The following is an 18240-nucleotide window of genomic DNA, read 5'->3' on the forward strand; positions in this document are numbered from 1 at the left end:
CCGCACTGATGTCGGTCTGATTCGCCCGCATAATGAGGACTCTGGCTTCGCCGGTCCCTATATGCTCCTGGTCGCCGACGGCGTGGGTGGCGCTGCGGCGGGAGAGATCGCATCGGCGAGTACGGCGTTCGCGCTGAGCTCCGCCGCGATCACCCGCGACGACCCCGATCTGACCGGATTCCTGGCCGAAGTGCTCGAGCTCGCGCACCGCCAGCTCCGCGACGACGCGGAGATTCATCCGGAGCGGCGCGGCATGTCGACCACGGTGACAGCGATCATGACCGACGGCGCGAGCTGCGCGATGGCTCACGTCGGTGACTCGCGCGCCTATCTGTTGCGGGACGGCTACCTGACCCAGTTGAGTCATGATCACACCCTGGTGCAGCGATTGATCGACACCGGCGAGCTGACGCCGGAGGAGGCGCTCAGTTATCCGTACCGGAGCGTGGTGCTGCAGGCGATCGACGACCGGCAGCCCGCGGTGCCGGATCTGATCGAGCTCGAGTTGCTGATCGGTGACCGGCTGCTGATCTGCAGCGACGGCCTCAGCGACCTGGTCGATGATCAACTGATCGCCGACCTGCTCTACACCCGCGACCTCGACGATGCGGCGATCGCCCTGATCGCGGCGGCATTGGACCGCGGCGGCCGGGACAACATCACCTGCGTCATCGGTGAGGTCGAGGCCGGCCCGCTGATCCGTCGGCACGGTCACTTCGTCGGTGCCTGCTGCCCGGACAATCTGATCGATCCGACGCCGGTCCGACTCGGCGTCAGCGCCGGCTAGACCAAACCGGCGCGAGACGTCGGGCCGCGGATCGACGCTAAGCTGCGACGATGGCGAAGTACTTCGATGTGCACCCGGACAATCCCCAGCCCCGCGCCATCGGACAGGTCGTCGACCTGGTTCGCGACGGCGCGCTGATCGCCTATCCCACCGACTCCTGTTACGCCCTGGGCTGCCAGCTCGGCAATCGCGAGGGCCTGGAGCGGATCCGGCGGATCCGGCAACTGGACGACAAGCACCACTTCACCTTGGTCTGCCGCGAATTCGGCCAGCTCGGGCAGTTCGTGCACATCGACAACGCGGTGTTCCGCAGCATCAAATCGGCTACGCCGGGCAGCTACACCTTCATCCTGCCGGCCACCAAGGAAGTGCCGCGGCAGATGCTGCATCCGAAGAAGAAGACGGTCGGGGTACGAATCCCTGATCATGTCACCACCCTGGCGCTGCTGGAGGAGCTCGGCGAGCCGTTGCTGTCCAGCACCCTGCTGCTGCCGGGGGAGGAAGATCCGCTGACTCAGGGCTGGGAGATCAAGGACCGACTTGATCATGACCTGGACGCCGTCGTGGATTCCGGCGACTGCGGTGCCGAGCCGACCACGGTGATCGACTTCTCCGACGGGGCGGCCACCGTGGTCCGGGTCGGCGCAGGCGACCCGTCCCCCTTCCAGTAGGACACCGAGGAGCAACGATGCGTTCGATCTGGAAGGGCGCGATCTCGTTCGGCCTGGTCAACATCCCGGTGAAGTTGTACGGGGCGACCGAGGATCATGATCTTTCGCTGCATCAGGTGCATGACGCCGACGGCGGCCGGATCCGCTATCAGCGACGCTGCGAGGTGTGCGGCAAGGTGGTCGAGTACGAGCACATCGACAAGGCCTACGACGACGGCTCGACGACCGTCGTGCTGACCGAAGATGATCTTGCCTCGCTGCCGGTGGAGCGGAGCCGGAGCATCGACGTGTCGCAGTTCGTGCCCAATGATCAACTGGACCCGGTCCGGTTCGACCGGAGCTATTTCCTCGAGCCGGACAAGATGGCGGTGAAGCCGTACCGGCTGATGCGGGACGCGCTCAAAGACAGCGACCGGACCGCCATCGTCACCTTCTCGCTGCGGCAGAAGACCCGACTCGGCGCGCTCCGGGTCCGGGACAAGGTGATCATGCTGCAGTCGCTGCTCTGGGACGACGAGGTCCGTGAGGCCGACTTCCCGGTGCTGGACGAGAAGGCGTCGGTGTCGAAGTCGGAGAAGCAGATGGCTGCGTCGCTGATCGACTCCATGTCGGGCGACTTCAAGCCCGACTCGTTCACCGACAACTATCAGGAGCAGCTGCGGATCCTGATCGAGGCCAAGCTGTCTGAGGGCGACGCCCTGGACACCGCGGCGACCTTCGGCGAGGAGCCCGAGGACGAGGAGCCGGGCAAGGTGATCGACCTGGTCGAGGCGCTGCGCCGCAGCATCGATGAGGTCGGCGGCCGGAAGACGTCGAAGAAGAGCGGGGCGAAGAAGTCGGCGGCCAAGAAGTCCGCGGGGAAGAAGAGCGCCGCCAAGAAGTCGACGGCCAAGAAGGCCACGAAGAAGCCCGCCAAGAAGGCGAGCTGATCGTCCGTTCCCTGAGCCTGTCGAAGGGGAGGTCAGAGTCGGGCTTGCCCTTCGACAGGCTCAGGGAACGAAACTCCGGGCTCCGTGCGCCGGACCAGCTCGAAGCAGGCGACGGCGGCGGCGCTGGCGACGTTGAGGGACTCGACGGCGCCGGGCATCGGGATCTTGACCCAGTCGGTGATCAGCCGGCCGACATCGGGGCCGATCCCGTCGGTCTCGCTGCCGAGCACGATCGCGACGGGCGAGTCGAGCTGGACCGAGAAGATCGAGGTGTCGGCGGCGGCGCCGAGGCCGACCAGCCGGAAGCCGGCCTCGCGCAACTGTTCGGCGGCCTCGACCGCGGTGCCGGACCGGAGGACCGGGGCCCGGAAGGCGACGCCGGCGGAGGCCTTGATCACCAGCGGGTCGATGCTGGCCACGCCGCGGTGCGGGATGACGATGCCGTCCAGGCCCGCGGCGGTGGCGGTGCGCAGGATCATCCCGACGTTGCTCGGCGTCCGGACGCCGTCCAGCAGCAGGATCCGGCCCGGGCGGTCCGCGTCGGCCAGGGCCGCGGCCAGGGTACGCATGCCCGGCGCGATCACGTCGGCCAGTACCCCGTTGTCGTGCTTGCCGTTGCCGGACAGCAGCTTGATCCGATGAGCCGGCGCGCGTTGTACGTCGACGCCGCGGCTCCGGGCGGTGGACTCGATCTGCCGGGCGGCCGGACCGTGCTCGCCGTCGGCGATCATGATCTTGTCGATGGCCAGGGCCGGATCGTCCAGCGCAGCCTGCACCGGACGATGTCCGTACACGGTGATGAAGCGGTCTTTCGGCGAATCGGCCCTCGGAGACATGGCAGGAGCCTACGCGCCGGTCACCGGGTGGTCGGCAGGTCCGCCTCGGCGCGATAGCCCTCGAACAGCGGCCCGCCGAACTGATCCAGGATCTGCTCCGCGAACTTGGCGATCGGGCCCGGGTCTCCGGCCCACGCTGCCCGGGCCGCGCCGAGCAGATCCGCCTGCCAGGTGCTGCCGGTCTCCGCGTCGAACCGTTCGAGCTCGGTCACCAGTGCCTTTCCGGCCCCGACCCAGCGCCGCGAGCCGGTGAGCAGCAGATCGGCGGCCGACTCGAGCAGGCTGGAGCCGATCACTCCGATCCGGTCCGGATCCCGGGCGCCGCGCAGATCGTCCAGCAGGTCGGTGAGGTGATAGCGGCGGTGGTCCAGGTCGGCCGGGGCCAGCGGGTCGGGCCCGGTCCGCAGCCAGTCCAGACACCGCCGTTGCCAGGCGGCACCGGCGCCGTCGTAGTCGGCCAGGATGATGGACTCACCGACCAGCCGGATCATGCTCGGCCGCCGCCGATGCCGGTCCCGGTCGCAGAAGTACGTCAGCGACTCCTCGGTGTGGACGAACAGTTCGACCGGATGGCCCTCGTACCGCAGGGATTCCCGATGCGCACCCGGTGGACCGTCCAGCAGCACCGTGAGGTCGAGGTCGGAGGTGGAGGTTGTCGTTTCGGCGACGACGCTGCCGCCCAGCCAAGAGGCCCGGAGGGTGGGGAAACGATCCCGGACGAGTTCGCGGGCGAGGTCGACGAGCTGGAAGTCGATCACCCGGCCCATTCTGCGATGGATTCACAGATTTCGTACCGGATTCCGTGATTTCATCTCATCTCCCCAGGCTCGGTCCGCCCATTTGCGGCACGGGTTCCGTCATCCGCCGGGCCTCGGCCACTAACATCGACGCAATGACGCACTGGCCCGGTTCGCCGCCCCTCCAGCCTGCCGATCCGAGCGCCCGGGTGGTCGCCGCCGCATGAGTCCAGCCCACCGAATCGCCGCCTTCAGCACGCCCGGTTCGCGAGGAGGACGCCGATGATCGCCCTGCTCGTCGCCGGCGCCGTCGGCCTCATCTTCAGCCTGCTGATGACCCGCGTCTCGATCAGCTGGTTCACCCGCTGGGGCTGGGGTCAGCCGATCCGGGTCGACGGCCCGACCACCCACGAGGTGAAGCGCGGCACCCCGACCAAGGGCGGGCTGGTGTTCATCGCCGGGTCGCTGGCCGGCTACTTCGTCGGGCACCTGGTCGGGCCCGGCGTGCCGATCTCGCCCAGCGCGCTGCTGGTGATCCTGATGATGGTCGGTCACGGCGCGGTCGGCTTCCTGGACGACTTCACCAAGACCCGGCTGCAGCGCAGTCTCGGCCTCGGCGGCTGGCAGAAGATCGCCGGCCAGGTCACGGTCAGCACCGTCTTCGCGATCCTGGCGCTGCAGTTCGCCGACCCGCTCACCGGGCTGACGCCCGCCTCGACGGCGATCTCGTTCACCCGGGACATCCCGTGGCTCAACCTGATGGCGTTCGGCCTGCCGATCGGCGTCGGCCTGCTGCTGATCTGGATCAACCTGCTGGCGGTGGCGACGTCCAACGGGGTGAACGTCACCGACGGTCAGGACGGGCTGGCCACCGGATCGACGATCCTGGCCCTGTCGGCATTCGTCTTCATCGGCTTCTTCCAGTCCAGCCAGGCCTGCCAGAGCGCCGCCCGATCGCTGGAGCACGCGTGCTTCCAGGTCCGGGATCCGCTGGACCTGGCGATCATCGCGACCGCCCTGTCCGGCAGCCTGATCGGTTTCCTCTGGTGGAACGCGCCACCGGCCAAGATCATCATGGGCGACACCGGAGCCCTCGGACTCGGCGGTGCGCTGGCCGCCCTGGCCGTCCTCAGCCGGACCGAGCTGCTGCTGATCATCATCGGTGGCCTGTTCTGCGTGATCACCGGCTCGGTGATCGTGCAGCGCGCGTACTTCAAGCTCACCAAGGGCAAGCGGATCTTCCTGATGAGCCCGCTGCACCACCACTTCGAGCTCAAGGGCTGGGCCGAGGTGACGATCACGATCAGATTCTGGATCATCGCCGGCGTCTTCATGATCGTCGGCGTCGGCATCTTCTACATCAGCTGGCTAGGCAGCACCCCATAGAACCCCGAGTTGTCAGACTCTCACCACGCCAGGGCGTGGTGAGAGTCTGACAACTCGGGGGGGTTCAGGTGAGGCGGAAGGCCAGGGTGTGGTGCCACTTGGCCAGGTCGGGCTCTTCGGCCGGGTCGGTCTCGTAGATCTCCAGGCGGGAGGTCCAGTGGTCGCCGTCGGAGGCGTCGGCGCGGTCGAATTGGAGGCCCTCGGTCTCGGCCCAGCGGAGGAAGCGGCTGGTGACCTCCATCAGCTCGTCCGGGTGGCCGGTGTGGCCGGCGGTGGCATAACGGCCGCTGGGCAGGATGCCGCCGCGCACCTCGCCGTCGCCGGTCGGCACCGTGGCCGTCGGTACGCCGACCTCGATCTCCAACTCCCGCGCCATGTCGATCACGTTGTATTTCCAGAACGGGGCACCGGCCGGCGGCACGTCGTGCTCGGCGAGCCAGCCGAAGACCTGGCCGTGCACCTCGACCAGTTCGCCCAGCCGGCTCATCGGCACCCGGCGGCGGATGAACACGTACGGTTGCGCCGCGCGATCGACGATCCGCGGCTCCGTCATCACAGGATCCATGCCAGTACGACTCCGCGAACGGCCGGAACTCAGCGGCCGGCCGGCAGGATTCTCAGGGCGAGCGGCGGCCGCGGGTCCGGCAGCGTCCGCAGCGGGCCGCGGCCGGGCGTGATCGAGCCGAGCACCGAGCCGTGCCGGGCCCCGGTGCAGGAGGGCACCGTGCCGGGCAATCCGTGCACCGTGAGGAAGCCGAGCAGGGCGAACAGGTAGGCCTCCTTGGCCTGCCCGGCCAGGCCGAGCTGCTCGGCCGGGACCAGCGGCACCGGGGCCAGCGCGGCCGTCAGCCGCCGGACCAGGGTCGGATTGCGGACGCCGCCGCCGGCGACGATCACCTCGGTCGGATCGTGCCGGCCGACCGCCTCCGCCACCGTCCGGGCGGTCAGCTCGGTCAGCGTGGCCAGCACGTCGTCCAGGGCCGCCGAATCCAGGGACTCCGGGCCGAGGGCCGGCAACAGGCCGGTCAGGTGGTCGAGGTTGAACAGCTCCTTGCCGGTCGACTTCGGCGCGGGGCGGGCGTAGTACGGCTCGGCCAGCAGCCGCTGCAACAGGTCCGGCCGGATGGTGCCGCGGGCCGCCCGGACCCCGTCGCGGTCGTACGGCTCCCCGGTGACCGCCCGGATCACCGCGTCGAGCAGGGCGTTCGCCGGTCCGGTGTCGTAGGCGAGCGGACGGTCCGTGCCGACGTCGACGGTGATGTTGGCGATCCCGCCGAGGTTGAGTGCCGCCGGCCGGCCCGGCCGGGACCGCAGCCAGAGCACGTCGAAGAGGCCGACCAGCGGGGCGCCCTGCCCGCCCGCGGCGATGTCGCGGGACCGAAAGTCGGCGACCACCGGGCAGCCGGTCCGCTCCGCGATCCAGGCCGGCTGGCCCAGCTGCAGGGTGCCGCGAGCCGCGCCGTCCTCGACCCAGTGGAAGACGGTCTGCCCATGCGAGGCGATCAGGTCGGCCTGCCCGTCGCACAGTTCGGTGATCGTCGCTTCGGCCACCTCGGCGAAGAACTGGCCGATCAGGGTGTCCAGCCGGCACAGCGTCTCGGCCGAGGCCGGCCGGGGCGGCAGCACGTCGGCCAGCCCGTCCCGGATCTCGGCCGGATAGCTCCGCGACACCAGGCCGAGCGGTCGCAGCGTGATCGCGTCACCGTCGAAGGACAGCTCCGCCGCCCCGGCGTCGACCGCGTCGAACGAGGTCCCCGACATCATCCCGATCACGCGCAGCCCCGACGCCTGTTCAGCCATGGGCGTCACCGTACGCGAGCACCCGGCGCGGCCGACCGACCGGACCAGTTCGTAGAGTTCGATCCATGGACGATGCGACGCTGGCCGGTCGACTGCCGCGGCTGTTCGCCCCGAGCTGGGTGGACTACGCCAACTGCGACCTCACCTTCACCGTCGATCCGGTGCCGGCGGAGTTGATCAACCGGTTGCACCTGGTGGCGGTCACGGCCGACGGCTCGATCGTGGTCTGCGAGAGCGTCGAGGGTTGGCGGTTCCTGCCCGGCGGGCGGCGCGAGCCGGGGGAGGCCGTCGATCAACTCGCCCACCGCGAGGCGATGGAGGAGGCGGGGCTGCGGCTCGACGCCACCCCGACCGTGTTCGCCTCGCATGTCGCGGTCAGCCGGGAGGCGAAGCCGTACCGTGATCATTTCGCCCATCCGACCGGCTACTGGGCGTACGCGAGCGCACCGGCGACCGTGGTCGCCGAGCCGACCATGCCGCCCGACGGCGAGCAGATCACCGCGGTGCACGCGCTGCCGCCGGAGGAAGCGGCCGCCTACCTGGACCAGCATGATCAAGATCATGCGGACGTGGTCCGGCTGGCCGCGCTGCTCGGCATCCTGGATGATCTTGCCGCCTGAGCGATGGGTCCAGACTGAGGAGACTCAGGTCAGGAAGGCGCGGAGCAAGGACTCGGTGCCTTCCAGGTGCTCCTCCATCGCGGCCCGGGCCGCGGCCTGATCGCCGGAGAGGATCGCCTCGACGATCTCCGCGTGCTGGGCGTTGGAATGCTCGATGTTGGCCGGCAGCCAGGGGATCGCGTCCAACAACCCGTTCACCGTCGAACGGACGTCGGCGACCGCCGTGGTCAGCGACGGGGAGCCGGTCAGCTCCGCGATAGCCAGATGCAGCCGCGAGTCCAGGCGCCGGTATTCGGCCTCGTCCTGCGAATCGGCGTCGGCGACCTCGGTCAGCCGGCCGCGCAACTCGCGGCGCTGGTCCTGGGTCAGCGGTCGGGTCGCCGCCGCCTCGGCGGCGCCGCTCTCCAGCACCCGGCGCAGGGTCAGGACGTCCTCGACGTCCGGCACCGGCTCCTCCGTCGCAGGGGACCCGGTCCCGGGCAGGTCGGCCGCGACGAACGTGCCGCCGTAACGACCGCGGCGGGACTCGACGTAACCGGCGTCGGCGACCGCGCGGAGCGCCTCGCGCAGGGTCACCCGGCTGACCCCGAGCAGACCGGCCAACTCCCGTTCCGCCGGCAGCCGTTCGCCGGGCCGGGTGACCCCGAGCCGGATCGCCTGCAGCAGCCGCTCCACCGTCTCCTCGAACGCGTTCCGGGTCCGCACCGGCCGGAACAGCGCCGCGGACGCCCCGGGCTGGGCGGCCGACTCCGGCTCGGCGGCCGGCTCAGAGCGGGGTGACATAGGCACCGGAGATCCCACCGTCGACCAGGAACGTCGACGCGGTGATGAACGAGGCGTCGTCGCTGGCCAGGAAGGCCACGGCGGCGGCGATCTCGTCCGGCTCGGCGAACCGGCCCATCGGGACGTGCACCAGCCGCCGCTGCGCCCGCTCGGGGTCGGCGGCGAACAGTTCCTGCAGCAGGGGAGTGTTGACCGGCCCGGGGCACAGCGCGTTGACCCGGATCCCCTCCCGGGCGAACTGGACGCCGAGCTCGCGCGACATCGCCAGCACCCCGCCCTTGGACGCGGTGTAGGAGATCTGCGACGTGGCCGCCCCCATCACCGCCACGAACGATGCGGTGTTGATGATCGAGCCGCGGCCCTGCCGACGCATCTGCGGCAGCACGTGCTTGCAGCACAGATAGACCGAGGTCAGGTTGACCCGCTGCACCCGCTCCCAGGCCTCGATCCCGGTCTCCAGGATCGAGTCGTCCTCGGGCGGCGAGATCCCCGCGTTGTTGAACGCGATGTCGATGCTGCCGTGGCCGGCGACGACGCGGTCGACCATCGCGGCGACGGCGGCCTCGTCGGTGACGTCGCAGACGATCGCGTCACCGCCGAGTTCCTTGGCCAGCGTGGAGATGCCGTCCTCGACGAGGTCGACGGCGACGACCGTCGCCCCCTCGGCGGCGAACCGGCGCGCGGTGGCCAATCCGATCCCGCTGGCCGCCCCGGTGATCATGGCGACCCGTCCCTGCAACCGCATCTAGTGGCTCCCTCGGCTGGTGTCGATGAAGACGTTCTTGGTTTCGGTGAAGGCGTTCAGGGCGTCGGGCCCGAGCTCGCGGCCCAGCCCGGACTGCTTCATCCCGCCGAACGGAGTCCAGTAGCGGACCGAGGAGTGCGAGTTGACCGACAGGTTGCCGGCCTCGATCCCGCGGGACACCCGGAGCGCCCGGCCGACGTCGTTGGTCCAGATCGAACCGGAGAGTCCGTACGGGGTGTCGTTGGCCAGCCGGACCGCGTCGTCCTCGTCGTCGAACGGCTGCACGGTCACCACCGGCCCGAACACCTCCTCGGTGACCACCCGGTCGGTCGGCGTGCGCGGCAGCACCACCGTCGGCGGGAACCAGAATCCGGGTCCGTCCGGCGCCGTGCCGCGGAACGCGATCTCCGTGTCGTCCAGATAGGACGCGACCCGGGCCCGGTGGCTCGCGGAGATCAGCGGCCCCATCTCGGTGGCCTCGCTCGCCGGATCCCCGACCCGGACGCCGTGCACGGCCGGCTCCAGCAACGCGAGGAACCGGTCGAGGACGGTGCGTTGGACCAGGATCCGGGACCGGGCGCAGCAGTCCTGCCCGGCGTTGTCGAACACGCCGTACGGAGCAGTCGCCGCGGCCCGCTCCAGGTCGGCGTCAGCGAAGATCACGTTAGCGTTCTTGCCGCCCAGCTCCAGCGTCACCCGCTTCACCTGCGCCGCGCAGCCGGCCATGATCATCCGGCCGACCTCGGTCGAGCCGGTGAAGACCACCTTGCGGACGGCCGGATGGTCGACGAATCGCTGTCCCACCACGGATCCCCGGCCCGGCAGCACCTGAAACACGCCCTCGGGCAGACCCGCCGCCAGGGCCAGCTCGGCCAGCCGCAATGCGGTCAGCGGGGTCAGCTCGGCCGGCTTCAGCACGACCGTGTTGCCGGCGGCGAGCGCGGGCGCGAAGCCCCAGCCGGCGATCGGCATCGGGAAGTTCCAGGGCACGATCACCGCGACCACGCCGAGCGGCTCGGCGAAGGTGATGTTGAGCCCGCCGGGCACCGGGATCTGTCGGCCGAACAATCGTTCCGGCGCGGCGGAGTAGTAGTGCAGCACGTCGCGGACGTTGCCCGCCTCCCAGCGCGCGTTGCCGATCGTGTGCCCGGAGTTCGCCACCTCCAGCTCGGCCAGGTGCGCCAGGTCGGCGTCGACCGCGTCGGCGAACCGGCGCAGCAGCCGAGCCCGGTCCGCCGGCGCCACCTCCCGCCAGGCCGGGAACGCTCGTTCGGCCCGGACGATCGCCGCATCCGCCTCCGCCGCCGACGTCTCCGGCACGGTCTCGACGACGGCCTCCGTCGCCGGATTGATCACCGTCGTCACCGGCCCGCCTCCATGATCAACTCCTGGAACAGTCTCCGATCCACCCCGTCCTCCTCCGGATGCCACTGCACCCCGACCGCGAACTGCTCCCCGTCGACCTCGATCGCCTCCACCGTCCCGTCCTCCGCCCACGCGGCCGCGGTCAGGTCGTCACCGAGTCGATCGACCGCCTGATGATGGTGACAATGCGCTTCGATCTCCTCGCCGATGATCTTGCTCAGCCGGCTGCCCGCCGCCACGGTGATCTTGACCTGCCCGAACCGTCCCGGCTCCGGTAGGTGCCTGTTTCGTTCCCTGAGCTCGTCGAAGGGCGGACCCGATGCGTCTGGCTTGTTCCGTTCCCTGAGCTCGTCGAAGGGCGGGACAGGTGCAGCTGATCTGCCCTTCGACTGGCTCAGGGATCGAAGGTGATCGGGCAGGTGTTGGTGCAGGGTGCCGCCACGCACGACGTTGAGCAGCTGCATCCCACGGCACACGGCGAGCAGCGGCAGCCCGACCTCGAAGGCGGTGTTGATCAAGGTCCGTTCGGACTCGTCCCGGTCCGGCCGGGCGGGACCGGTGGCCGGATCGCGTACGGCACCGTAGAGCTCCGGAGCGACGTCGGCGCCGCCGGCGATGATCAAGCCGTCCAGCCGGGACAGGTGCCCACGGTCCCAACCGCTGATCGGCGGCAGCAGGACCGGCGTCCCACCGGCGGCCAGCACCCCGTCCAGATAGGAGCGCGGGAGCAGGGCGGAAGGGGTGTCCCAGACGCCGAACCGGGCCGGCTCCAGATAGCAGCTGATCCCGATCAGCGGGCTAGAGGCGTTCGAAGCCACGGACCTTCTCCCAGTCGGTGACGGCGGCGTCGTAGGCGGCCAGTTCGACCCGGGCGTTGTTCCGGTAGTGCTCGACCACGTCGTCGCCGAACGCCGACCGGGCGATCTTGCTGCCGCCGAACAGCTCCGCCGCGTCCCGCAGGGTGGCCGGCACCCGAGGTTTGTCCGTGCTGTAAGCGTTCCCGGTCAGCTCCGGCTCCAGCGGCAGTTCATGATCGACTCCGTGCAGACCGGCGGCGATCAAGGCCGCGACCGCCAGATACGGGTTCACGTCGCCGCCCGGCACCCGGTTCTCGAACCGCAACGACTCGCCGTGCCCGACCACGCGGAGCGCGCAGGTGCGGTTGTCCAGACCCCAGGCGACGGCGGTCGGCGCGAAGCTGCCGGGCACGAATCGCTTGTAGGAGTTGATGTTCGGTGCCAGGAAGTAGGTCAGCTCCCGCAGCGCGGCCAGCTGGCCGGCGAGGAAATTGGTCATCAGGGGCGAGAAGCCGTTCGGTCCGTCACCGCTGAGCACGGCCGTTCCGTCGGCGCCGCGCAGGCTGAGATGGATGTGGCAGGAGTTGCCCTCGCGCTCGTTGTACTTCGCCATGAAGGTCAGGCTCTTGCCGTGCCGGGCGGCGATCTCCTTCGCCCCGGTCTTGTAGAGGCTGTGGCTGTCGCAGGTCTCCAGCGCCTCGCCGTAACGGAAGGCGATCTCGTGCTGGCCGGGATTGCACTCGCCCTTGGCCGACTCGACGTAGAGGCCGGCACCGGTCATCCCGTTACGGATGTCGCGCAGCAGCGGCTCCAGCCGGCCGGTGCCGAGCAGCGAGTAGTCCACGTTGTACTGGTTGGCCGGGGTCAGATCCCGGTAGCCGGCGGTCCAGGCGGCCTCGTAGCTGTCGTCGAAGACGATGAACTCCAGCTCGGTGCCGACGAATGCGGTCAGGTCGCGCTCGGCCAGCCGGTCGAGTTGCCGGCGCAGCACCTGCCGCGGCGAGGCGGGGACGTCGCCGCCGCTGACCCACTCGACGTCGGCGAACACGAGCGCGGTGGCCTCGTGCCAGGGCACCAGCCGCAACGTGGCGAGGTCCGGCCGGAGCACGAAGTCGCCGTAGCCGTGCTCCCACGAGGACATCGCGTAGCCGTCGACCGTGTTCATCTCCACGTCCACGGCGAGCAGGTAGTTGCAGGCCTCGGTGGCGTGCGGGACGACCTCGTTCAGAAAGAACTCCGCGGCACAGCGCTTGCCCTGCAGCCGTCCCTGCATGTCGGTGATCGCGACCAGGACGGTGTCGATCGCGCCGTCGGCAACCTGGGTGCGGAGCTGGTCGACGGTGAGCCGGCCGTCGCGCCGATCCGTCTCTCGTCCCATCCGACCTCCTGCCAAAGGACTGATAGTGATCCATTGGACACGGGGCGTTCGCGCCGTGTCAACGCGTGATCCACCGTGGACAACAGATCTCTTGACAGAGCCTGGGCGGCGGTATCAATCTGGATCCGTCTCAAAGGACTGATGTTGATCCATTGAACTCACCGGGGAGTAGGGGGCAGCCATGGCGACTCCGACCGGGCGCCGGAAGAACGTCGAGTACGAAACCGTCGAGGGAAGCTACCTGCAGCAGCGTCAGCTGCGCCGCGGAGCCGCGGGCTGGGTGCTCCTCGCCGGGCTGGGCGTCGCCTACGTCATCTCCGGAGACTTCGCCGGCTGGAACAACGGCCTGGCCCAGGGCGGCTGGGGTGGCCTGCTGATCGCCACCGTGTTGATGGCGGTGATGTATGCCTGCATGGTGTTCGGGCTGGCCGAGATGGCCTCGGCGATGCCGGTCGCCGGCGCGGGCTACGGGTTCGCCCGGCGCGCGCTCGGGCCGACCGGCGGGTTCGCCACCGGGACGGCGATCCTGATCGAGTACGCCATCGCGCCGGCGGCGATCTCGGTGTTCATCGGCGGGTACGTCGAGGCGCTCGGCCTGTTCGGGCTGACCAGCGGCTGGCCGGTGTTCCTGGTCTGCTATCTGATCTTCATCGGCGTGCATCTGTGGGGGGTCGGCGAGGCGCTGCGGGTGATCTTCGTGGTGACCGCGATCGCCGTCGTCGCGCTGGTGGTGTTCGTGGTCGGCATGATCGGCAAGTTCGACGCCGGCAAGCTGTTCGACATCGTGCCGACCGACGCCGTCGGGGCGAGCACCTTCCTGCCGTTCGGCGTCGCCGGGGTGCTGGCCGCATTCGTCTACGGCATCTGGTTCTTCCTCGCCGTGGAAGGGGTTCCGCTGGCCGCCGAGGAGGCCGGCGACCCGCGCCGGGACCTACCGCGCGGGATCATCGCGGCGATGGCGATCTTGGTCGTGTTCGCCGCCCTGATGCTCGTGCTGGTGCCCGGCACCGCGGGCTCGCAGCTGATGTCGACCTCCACCAATCCGCTGCCGGAGGCGATCCGGGCGGCCTACGGTGGCGACAACCTGCTGGCCCAGTTCGTCAACTACGCCGGCCTGGCCGGCCTGGTGGCCAGCTTCTTCTCGATCATCTATGCCTACTCGCGGCAGCTGTTCGCGCTGTCCCGAGCCGGCTATCTGCCGCGCTGGCTGTCGGTCACCGGCCGGCGCAAGACTCCGTACCTCGCGCTGGTCGTGCCCGGGGTGGTCGGCTTCCTGTTGGCGGCGATCACTCAGAACGGTGCGCTGTTGATCAACATCGCGGTGTTCGGAGCTGCCGTGTCGTACGTGCTGATGAACCTGTCGCACATCGTGCTCCGGGTCCGCGAACCCGGCCTGGAGCGGCCGTACCGGACCCCGGGCGGAGTGATCACCACCGGGATCGCCACCGTGCTGGCCCTGGCCGCGGTGATCGCGACCTTCTTCGTCGACCGGATCGCGGCCGGGATCACCGCGGGCATCCTGATCATCGCGCTGGCCTACTTCTACTTCTACAGCCGGCACCGGCTGGTGGCCAACGCCCCGGAGGAGGAGTTCGCCGCGATCAAGAGCGCCGAGCAGGAGCTCAGCTGAGGTGCGCGTCGCACGGACCGGCGGGGTGGGTGGCGTTCCCTGAGCCTGTCGAAGGGCCCTGGTGGGGGCGCCCTTCGACAGCTCGGGGAACCGAACACGCCGGACCCGGACCAGAAGCGCGGCCCGGCCGACACCTGGCAGACTGACCTGACGTGAAGCGTCGTTGGATGATCGGAGCGACAGCGCTCGGCGTGGTGATCATAGTCGTCGCCGTGACTGCGGTGGTCTGGGTCGTCGGAGATCAGCCGACCGCTCAACCGGACCGGGTGGAGCACCCGGTCAACAGTGAGTTGATCAAGCAGGCCCGTCCCGATCCGGCCTGCACGAAGCTCCCGCGGGCCAAGCCGTCCGGCTCCGGCGACGGGCGACTGAGCGTGATCCGGCTGCGCGGCCACTGCCTGGTCCCGGAGACCGTCCTGGTGGCCGACGCCGACGCCGCCGCGAAGGTCGACGAATTGCGGAAGCAGCCGGACGTCGTCGCGGCCGACCGGGCGCAGGCCGCCGCGCCGCCGGACTTCAAGGATTACGAGGGCGGCGACGGCAAACAGTTCGAGGAGCCCGCGCGGGACTCGCTGGGCGGAGATCGCCTGCTCGGACTGTGGCCGGAGGACGGGCCGGACGTCCGAGTGGCGATGATCGACTCCGGCGTCGACGCGACCCATCCCGAACTGGCCGGCCGGGTGGTCGCGACCCGGGACACGGTGCTCGGCACGGACCACAGCCGGGACCACGGCACGTTCAGTGCCGGGATCATGGCGGCCGCTGCCGACGGTCAGGGCATCACCGGCATCTCGCCGAAGGTGCAGTTGCTGGACGCCCAGTACTGGCGCGACGGCGGGGACTGGGGTGTGACCGAGGGCGTCAACCAGCCGGGCATCGCCGACGAGATCATCTGGTCGGTCGACACCGGCGCTCGGGTGCTCAGCGTTTCGGCCACCCAGGTCGAGGGAACGTCGACGCTGACCGCGGCCTACGAGTACGCGGAGCTGAACGGCGTGGTCGCCGTCGCCGCGGTCGGCAACTGCGGCGGGCGAACCAGCCGCGACGAGTACTGCCGCGGCCGCGACGACGTGATGGCCCAGGCCGATCAGCCGACGGTGCTCGGGGTCGGTGCCACGGCGGATGACACGAAGAAGGCCGACTACTCGTCGGCCAACCGGACGGTCCAGTTGGTAGCACCGGGCGGTAACCTCGGTGAGGCCTGGTGGCCGGATCATCCGCTGCGTTCGACCTGTGTCAACGATCCGGGCCGGCCACGCACCCTCTGCACGGGCACCGGCACCTCCTTCGCGGAGCCGCAGGTCGCCGCCGCGGCAGCGATCCTGGTGGCCCGGCACCCGGCGGCGGCCCCGGCCGACATCCGGAACGCGTTGATCGTGAGCACCAACCGGGACGATCTCGATCTCGAGCCGGGTCAGCGCGACGACAAGTACGGCTACGGCCGGTTGGACATCCTGGCCGCCGTCAAGTATCTCGATGATCATCCGCCGAAGCCGCGGCCCGAGCCGCCGGTGATCAGGGCGGCGGCTCGAATCGGCGGCAAGGTCGAGTTGATCTTGGACTCCGCCAAGTTGGTCGACGTGCAGCAGGTCGCCCAGGGTGGGGCACCGCCGTCGTTCGCCTTCAGTGCGGACGGCGCCTGGTTCGCCGCCACCGACGGCAAGAGGCTGACCGTCGTCGACGCCTACACCGGGCGGCAGCAGTCGACCGAGTGTGCCTGCAGCGGCGTCGCGTTCAACCCGAAGAACCTCGTGCTCACCGCCCAGACCCGTGGTGGGGTCAAGATCGCCCAGTTCGACCCGATGACCGCCGACTGGACCGGCACCACCTACGCCCCGAAGGTGTCCGGAGGACTGGACGGGGCCAAGCTCGTCGGCGCGGCCGGCGACGTGGCGCTGCTGACGCTGAGCCAGGGGGAGTACGCGAACCGGCTGATCGCGGTCTGGCCGGACAGTACGGCGATCACCCTGGACGACGGCGGGCTGCCGTTCGAAGAGGTCGTGGGTTCGGCCAAGGGCCGATATGTGGTCGCGACGAGTCCGCAGTCCTGCCCGCGGGTGTTCGACCTGGAGAAGTCGAGATCGACCGGCGAGCCCTGGGTGTGGCAGTTCTGGCCGTACGACGACTTCTTCTGCGCCACGACGATGCTGGCGCACTTCGAAGGCGACACGAACCTGCAGCTCGGTTGGCTGTCGGGCAGCACAACCGCGCAGAAGTACGGCTGCCCGAAGCCGGCCGGGGACCAACAGCTGGCCGTCACCGGCCGGCTGGAGATCCGTCCGTTCCAGCCGAGTCGGGAGCCCGCGGACCTGCCCTGGAAGGACCTCGACTGCACCGCGTCGGGGGTCTGGTCGTCCGACTCCGGCGATCAGCTCCGGGTTCGGGTGGAGCCACCGTCGTTCGAACCGTACAAGTACACGATCGTCCGGAAGAAGGCCGGCGGCGACGGCGAGCAGAAGCTCGCGGAGCATGCCGAGGACGTGGTCGTCCGCCCTCGCTGATCAGGTCTCGAGGTCGACCCGCCGATCGCGACGGCTGACCGCGTCCATGATCGACTCGGCCAGCCGGGCGACCTGGAGTCGGGCCCGGACGCCCGACGCGGGATCGTCGACGGTGATCTCTGCGGCAGCGGCTTCGCTGTCGCCGATCACCCCGATCAGCGCATCGCGGCGGGCGCGGGAGTCCTGGATCCGGCGGCCGAGGCTGCCGTCCGGCTGGAGCCGGACCCGGATTCCCCGCCGGCGCAGGGATTCCGCGGCCTGCTCGGCCGCGGCCAGGGCGGAGTCGCCGACCGGGAGCAGGCACAGCTGCACCGGCGCCAGCCAGATCGGCAGCCGGCCGTCGTAGGCCTCCAGCAGGAACGCGGTCATCCGCTCCATCGCTCCGATCACGCCACGGTGGATCATGATCACCCGCTGGGCCGACCCGTCGGCGCCGGTGTAGCACAGGTCGAATCGCTCCGGCTGGTTGAAGTCCAGTTGGACGGTCGCGATGGACTCCTCCCGGCCGGCCGCGTCGAGCACCTGGACGTCGATCTTGGGCCCGTAGAACGCGGCCTCACCGGCGACCTCGCACCAGCTCAGCCCCCGGCCGTCGAGCCCGAGCTCCGCCATCGCCCGCCGCAGCTCCTCCTCCGCGTGCTGCCACTGATCAACCGACCCGAGGTAGCCCGGTCCATCGTCCCGGCCGGACAGGCGAAGATGGTCGACCTCGATGCCGAGCACGCCGAATGCGTCCAGCAGGGCTTCCATGGCCAACACCACCTCGGCCCGGAGCTGATCCGGCCGGCAGAACACGTGGGTGTCGTCCAGGCTGATCTGCCGGACCCGGCTGAGCCCGCTGACGCTGCCGGACCGCTCGGCCCGAAACATCGGTGCCAGCTCGTTGTAGCGCACCGGCAGCTCGCGATAGCTGTGCTGCTCCGCGGCGTAGATCATCGCGTGGTGCGGGCAGTTGGCCGGCCGGAGCACAAGTTGATCACCGCCGACCGGCATCGGCGGAAACATGTCGTCGCTGAACTTCTCCCAGTGGCCGGACCGTTCGAACAAGGCCCGCTTGCCCAGCACGGGGGAGTAGACCGGCTGGCAGCCGCTGGCGATCGCCACCTCACGGGCGAACTCCTCCAGCTCGCGTCTGATCACCGCCCCCGCGGGCAACCACAACGGCAAGCCCGACCCGACGTCGGGGTGGCCGGCGAAGACGCCCATGGCGCGGCCGATCTCGCGATGATCGCGGACTCGGCTCGGACTTTCGATCATGATCATGCTCCTGGAGGC

At 69.8% G+C, this 18240-nt stretch carries 17 protein-coding genes; 7 read left to right on the forward strand and 10 right to left on the reverse strand.

Going from position 1 to position 18240, the window contains the following annotated elements; all coding sequences use genetic code 11:
* Positions 1-61: 61 nt before the first annotated feature.
* Genes FNH24_RS19560 through ku form a run of 3 tightly spaced genes read left to right on the forward strand, consistent with a single transcriptional unit; the run spans position 62 to position 2387 of the window.
* The gene (locus tag FNH24_RS19560; RefSeq protein ID WP_161606217.1) at positions 62-787 is read left to right on the forward strand and encodes a PP2C family protein-serine/threonine phosphatase; all 726 of its coding nucleotides are present in this window, start codon (positions 62-64) and stop codon (positions 785-787) included.
* A 50-nt stretch (positions 788-837) separates the two neighbouring features.
* Entirely contained in the window at positions 838-1458 is a 621-nt protein-coding gene (locus tag FNH24_RS19565) for an L-threonylcarbamoyladenylate synthase (protein ID WP_152363871.1), read from the forward strand.
* A 17-nt stretch (positions 1459-1475) separates the two neighbouring features.
* On the forward strand, positions 1476-2387 hold the full coding sequence (ku, locus tag FNH24_RS19570) for a non-homologous end joining protein Ku (RefSeq protein WP_152363872.1): 912 nt from the start codon (positions 1476-1478) through the stop codon (positions 2385-2387).
* A 32-nt stretch (positions 2388-2419) separates the two neighbouring features.
* Here ku and FNH24_RS19575 read toward each other — a convergent pair whose 3' ends face one another.
* Together FNH24_RS19575 and FNH24_RS19580 are read right to left on the reverse strand one after the other, a co-directional pair.
* Complete coding sequence (locus FNH24_RS19575) at positions 2420-3223, reverse strand: TrmH family RNA methyltransferase (RefSeq protein ID WP_152363873.1); 804 nt, start codon at positions 3221-3223, stop codon at positions 2420-2422.
* A 20-nt stretch (positions 3224-3243) separates the two neighbouring features.
* Positions 3244-3981 (reverse strand): nucleotidyltransferase domain-containing protein, encoded by a 738-nt coding sequence (locus tag FNH24_RS19580; RefSeq protein WP_152363874.1) that lies wholly within the window; start codon positions 3979-3981, stop codon positions 3244-3246.
* A gap of 261 nt (positions 3982-4242) precedes the next feature.
* Between FNH24_RS19580 and mraY the strand changes: the two genes are divergently transcribed.
* Positions 4243-5346: a phospho-N-acetylmuramoyl-pentapeptide-transferase gene (gene mraY / locus FNH24_RS19585; protein WP_152363875.1), complete on the forward strand. Its 1104-nt coding sequence runs from the start codon at positions 4243-4245 to the stop codon at positions 5344-5346.
* Between the two features lie 64 nt (positions 5347-5410).
* On the opposite strand, the gene FNH24_RS19590 is transcribed toward mraY, so the two are convergent.
* Both FNH24_RS19590 and FNH24_RS19595 read right to left on the reverse strand, forming a co-directional pair.
* Complete coding sequence (locus FNH24_RS19590) at positions 5411-5899, reverse strand: GyrI-like domain-containing protein (protein WP_246186972.1); 489 nt, start codon at positions 5897-5899, stop codon at positions 5411-5413.
* 41 nt (positions 5900-5940) lie between these two features.
* Positions 5941-7146, reverse strand: a complete 1206-nt coding sequence (locus tag FNH24_RS19595; protein ID WP_246186973.1) for an anhydro-N-acetylmuramic acid kinase — start codon at positions 7144-7146, stop codon at positions 5941-5943.
* Between the two features lie 65 nt (positions 7147-7211).
* On the opposite strand from FNH24_RS19595, the gene FNH24_RS19600 reads away from it, so the two are divergent.
* Entirely contained in the window at positions 7212-7766 is a 555-nt protein-coding gene (locus FNH24_RS19600; RefSeq protein WP_152363877.1) for an NUDIX domain-containing protein, read from the forward strand.
* 24 nt (positions 7767-7790) lie between these two features.
* Here FNH24_RS19600 and FNH24_RS19605 read toward each other — a convergent pair whose 3' ends face one another.
* Genes FNH24_RS19605 through FNH24_RS19625 form a run of 5 tightly spaced genes read right to left on the reverse strand, consistent with a single transcriptional unit; the run spans position 7791 to position 12834 of the window.
* Entirely contained in the window at positions 7791-8549 is a 759-nt protein-coding gene (locus FNH24_RS19605) for a FadR/GntR family transcriptional regulator (RefSeq protein ID WP_152363878.1), read from the reverse strand.
* On the reverse strand, positions 8533-9294 hold the full coding sequence (locus tag FNH24_RS19610; protein WP_152363879.1) for a 3-oxoacyl-ACP reductase: 762 nt from the start codon (positions 9292-9294) through the stop codon (positions 8533-8535). The genes FNH24_RS19605 and FNH24_RS19610 overlap by 17 nt, the downstream gene beginning before the upstream one ends.
* On the reverse strand, positions 9295-10659 hold the full coding sequence (locus FNH24_RS19615) for an aldehyde dehydrogenase family protein (RefSeq protein WP_152363880.1): 1365 nt from the start codon (positions 10657-10659) through the stop codon (positions 9295-9297).
* Positions 10656-11477 carry a gamma-glutamyl-gamma-aminobutyrate hydrolase family protein gene (locus tag FNH24_RS19620; protein ID WP_152363881.1) on the reverse strand — a complete coding sequence of 274 codons (822 nt, stop codon included), beginning with the start codon at positions 11475-11477 and terminating at the stop codon, positions 10656-10658. The genes FNH24_RS19615 and FNH24_RS19620 overlap by 4 nt, the downstream gene beginning before the upstream one ends.
* Positions 11458-12834, reverse strand: coding sequence for a glutamine synthetase family protein (locus FNH24_RS19625; protein WP_152363882.1), 1377 nt, complete (start codon positions 12832-12834; stop codon positions 11458-11460). The genes FNH24_RS19620 and FNH24_RS19625 overlap by 20 nt, the downstream gene beginning before the upstream one ends.
* Before the next feature lie 181 nt (positions 12835-13015).
* On the opposite strand from FNH24_RS19625, the gene eat reads away from it, so the two are divergent.
* Together eat and FNH24_RS19635 are read left to right on the forward strand one after the other, a co-directional pair.
* Positions 13016-14464 carry an ethanolamine permease gene (gene eat, locus FNH24_RS19630; protein WP_152363883.1) on the forward strand — a complete coding sequence of 483 codons (1449 nt, stop codon included), beginning with the start codon at positions 13016-13018 and terminating at the stop codon, positions 14462-14464.
* A 167-nt stretch (positions 14465-14631) separates the two neighbouring features.
* Positions 14632-16965, forward strand: a complete 2334-nt coding sequence (locus FNH24_RS19635; RefSeq protein WP_152363884.1) for a S8 family peptidase — start codon at positions 14632-14634, stop codon at positions 16963-16965.
* On the opposite strand, the gene thrS is transcribed toward FNH24_RS19635, so the two are convergent.
* Positions 16966-18228 (reverse strand): threonine--tRNA ligase, encoded by a 1263-nt coding sequence (gene thrS, locus FNH24_RS19640; protein WP_246186974.1) that lies wholly within the window; start codon positions 18226-18228, stop codon positions 16966-16968.
* Positions 18229-18240 lie beyond the last annotated feature (12 nt).

The organism is Microlunatus speluncae, assembly GCF_009299835.1.
GTDB lineage: Bacteria > Actinomycetota > Actinomycetes > Propionibacteriales > Propionibacteriaceae > Microlunatus > Microlunatus speluncae.

Excerpts from the sequence above, each read along its gene's own strand:
- thrS (WP_246186974.1), bottom strand. The coding sequence starts at position 18,228 with ATGATCATGATCGAAAGTCCGAGCCGAGTCCGCGATCATCGCGAGATC.
- ku (WP_152363872.1), top strand. The coding sequence starts at position 1,476 with ATGCGTTCGATCTGGAAGGGCGCGATCTCGTTCGGCCTGGTCAACATC.
- FNH24_RS19625 (WP_152363882.1), bottom strand. The coding sequence starts at position 12,834 with ATGGGACGAGAGACGGATCGGCGCGACGGCCGGCTCACCGTCGACCAG.
- FNH24_RS19605 (WP_152363878.1), bottom strand. The coding sequence starts at position 8,549 with ATGTCACCCCGCTCTGAGCCGGCCGCCGAGCCGGAGTCGGCCGCCCAG.
- FNH24_RS19595 (WP_246186973.1), bottom strand. The coding sequence starts at position 7,146 with ATGGCTGAACAGGCGTCGGGGCTGCGCGTGATCGGGATGATGTCGGGG.
- FNH24_RS19610 (WP_152363879.1), bottom strand. The coding sequence starts at position 9,294 with ATGCGGTTGCAGGGACGGGTCGCCATGATCACCGGGGCGGCCAGCGGG.
- eat (WP_152363883.1), top strand. The coding sequence starts at position 13,016 with ATGGCGACTCCGACCGGGCGCCGGAAGAACGTCGAGTACGAAACCGTC.
- FNH24_RS19575 (WP_152363873.1), bottom strand. The coding sequence starts at position 3,223 with ATGTCTCCGAGGGCCGATTCGCCGAAAGACCGCTTCATCACCGTGTAC.
- FNH24_RS19560 (WP_161606217.1), top strand. The coding sequence starts at position 62 with ATGCTCCTGGTCGCCGACGGCGTGGGTGGCGCTGCGGCGGGAGAGATC.
- FNH24_RS19565 (WP_152363871.1), top strand. The coding sequence starts at position 838 with ATGGCGAAGTACTTCGATGTGCACCCGGACAATCCCCAGCCCCGCGCC.
- FNH24_RS19600 (WP_152363877.1), top strand. The coding sequence starts at position 7,212 with ATGGACGATGCGACGCTGGCCGGTCGACTGCCGCGGCTGTTCGCCCCG.
- mraY (WP_152363875.1), top strand. The coding sequence starts at position 4,243 with ATGATCGCCCTGCTCGTCGCCGGCGCCGTCGGCCTCATCTTCAGCCTG.
- FNH24_RS19590 (WP_246186972.1), bottom strand. The coding sequence starts at position 5,899 with ATGACGGAGCCGCGGATCGTCGATCGCGCGGCGCAACCGTACGTGTTC.
- FNH24_RS19635 (WP_152363884.1), top strand. The coding sequence starts at position 14,632 with ATGATCGGAGCGACAGCGCTCGGCGTGGTGATCATAGTCGTCGCCGTG.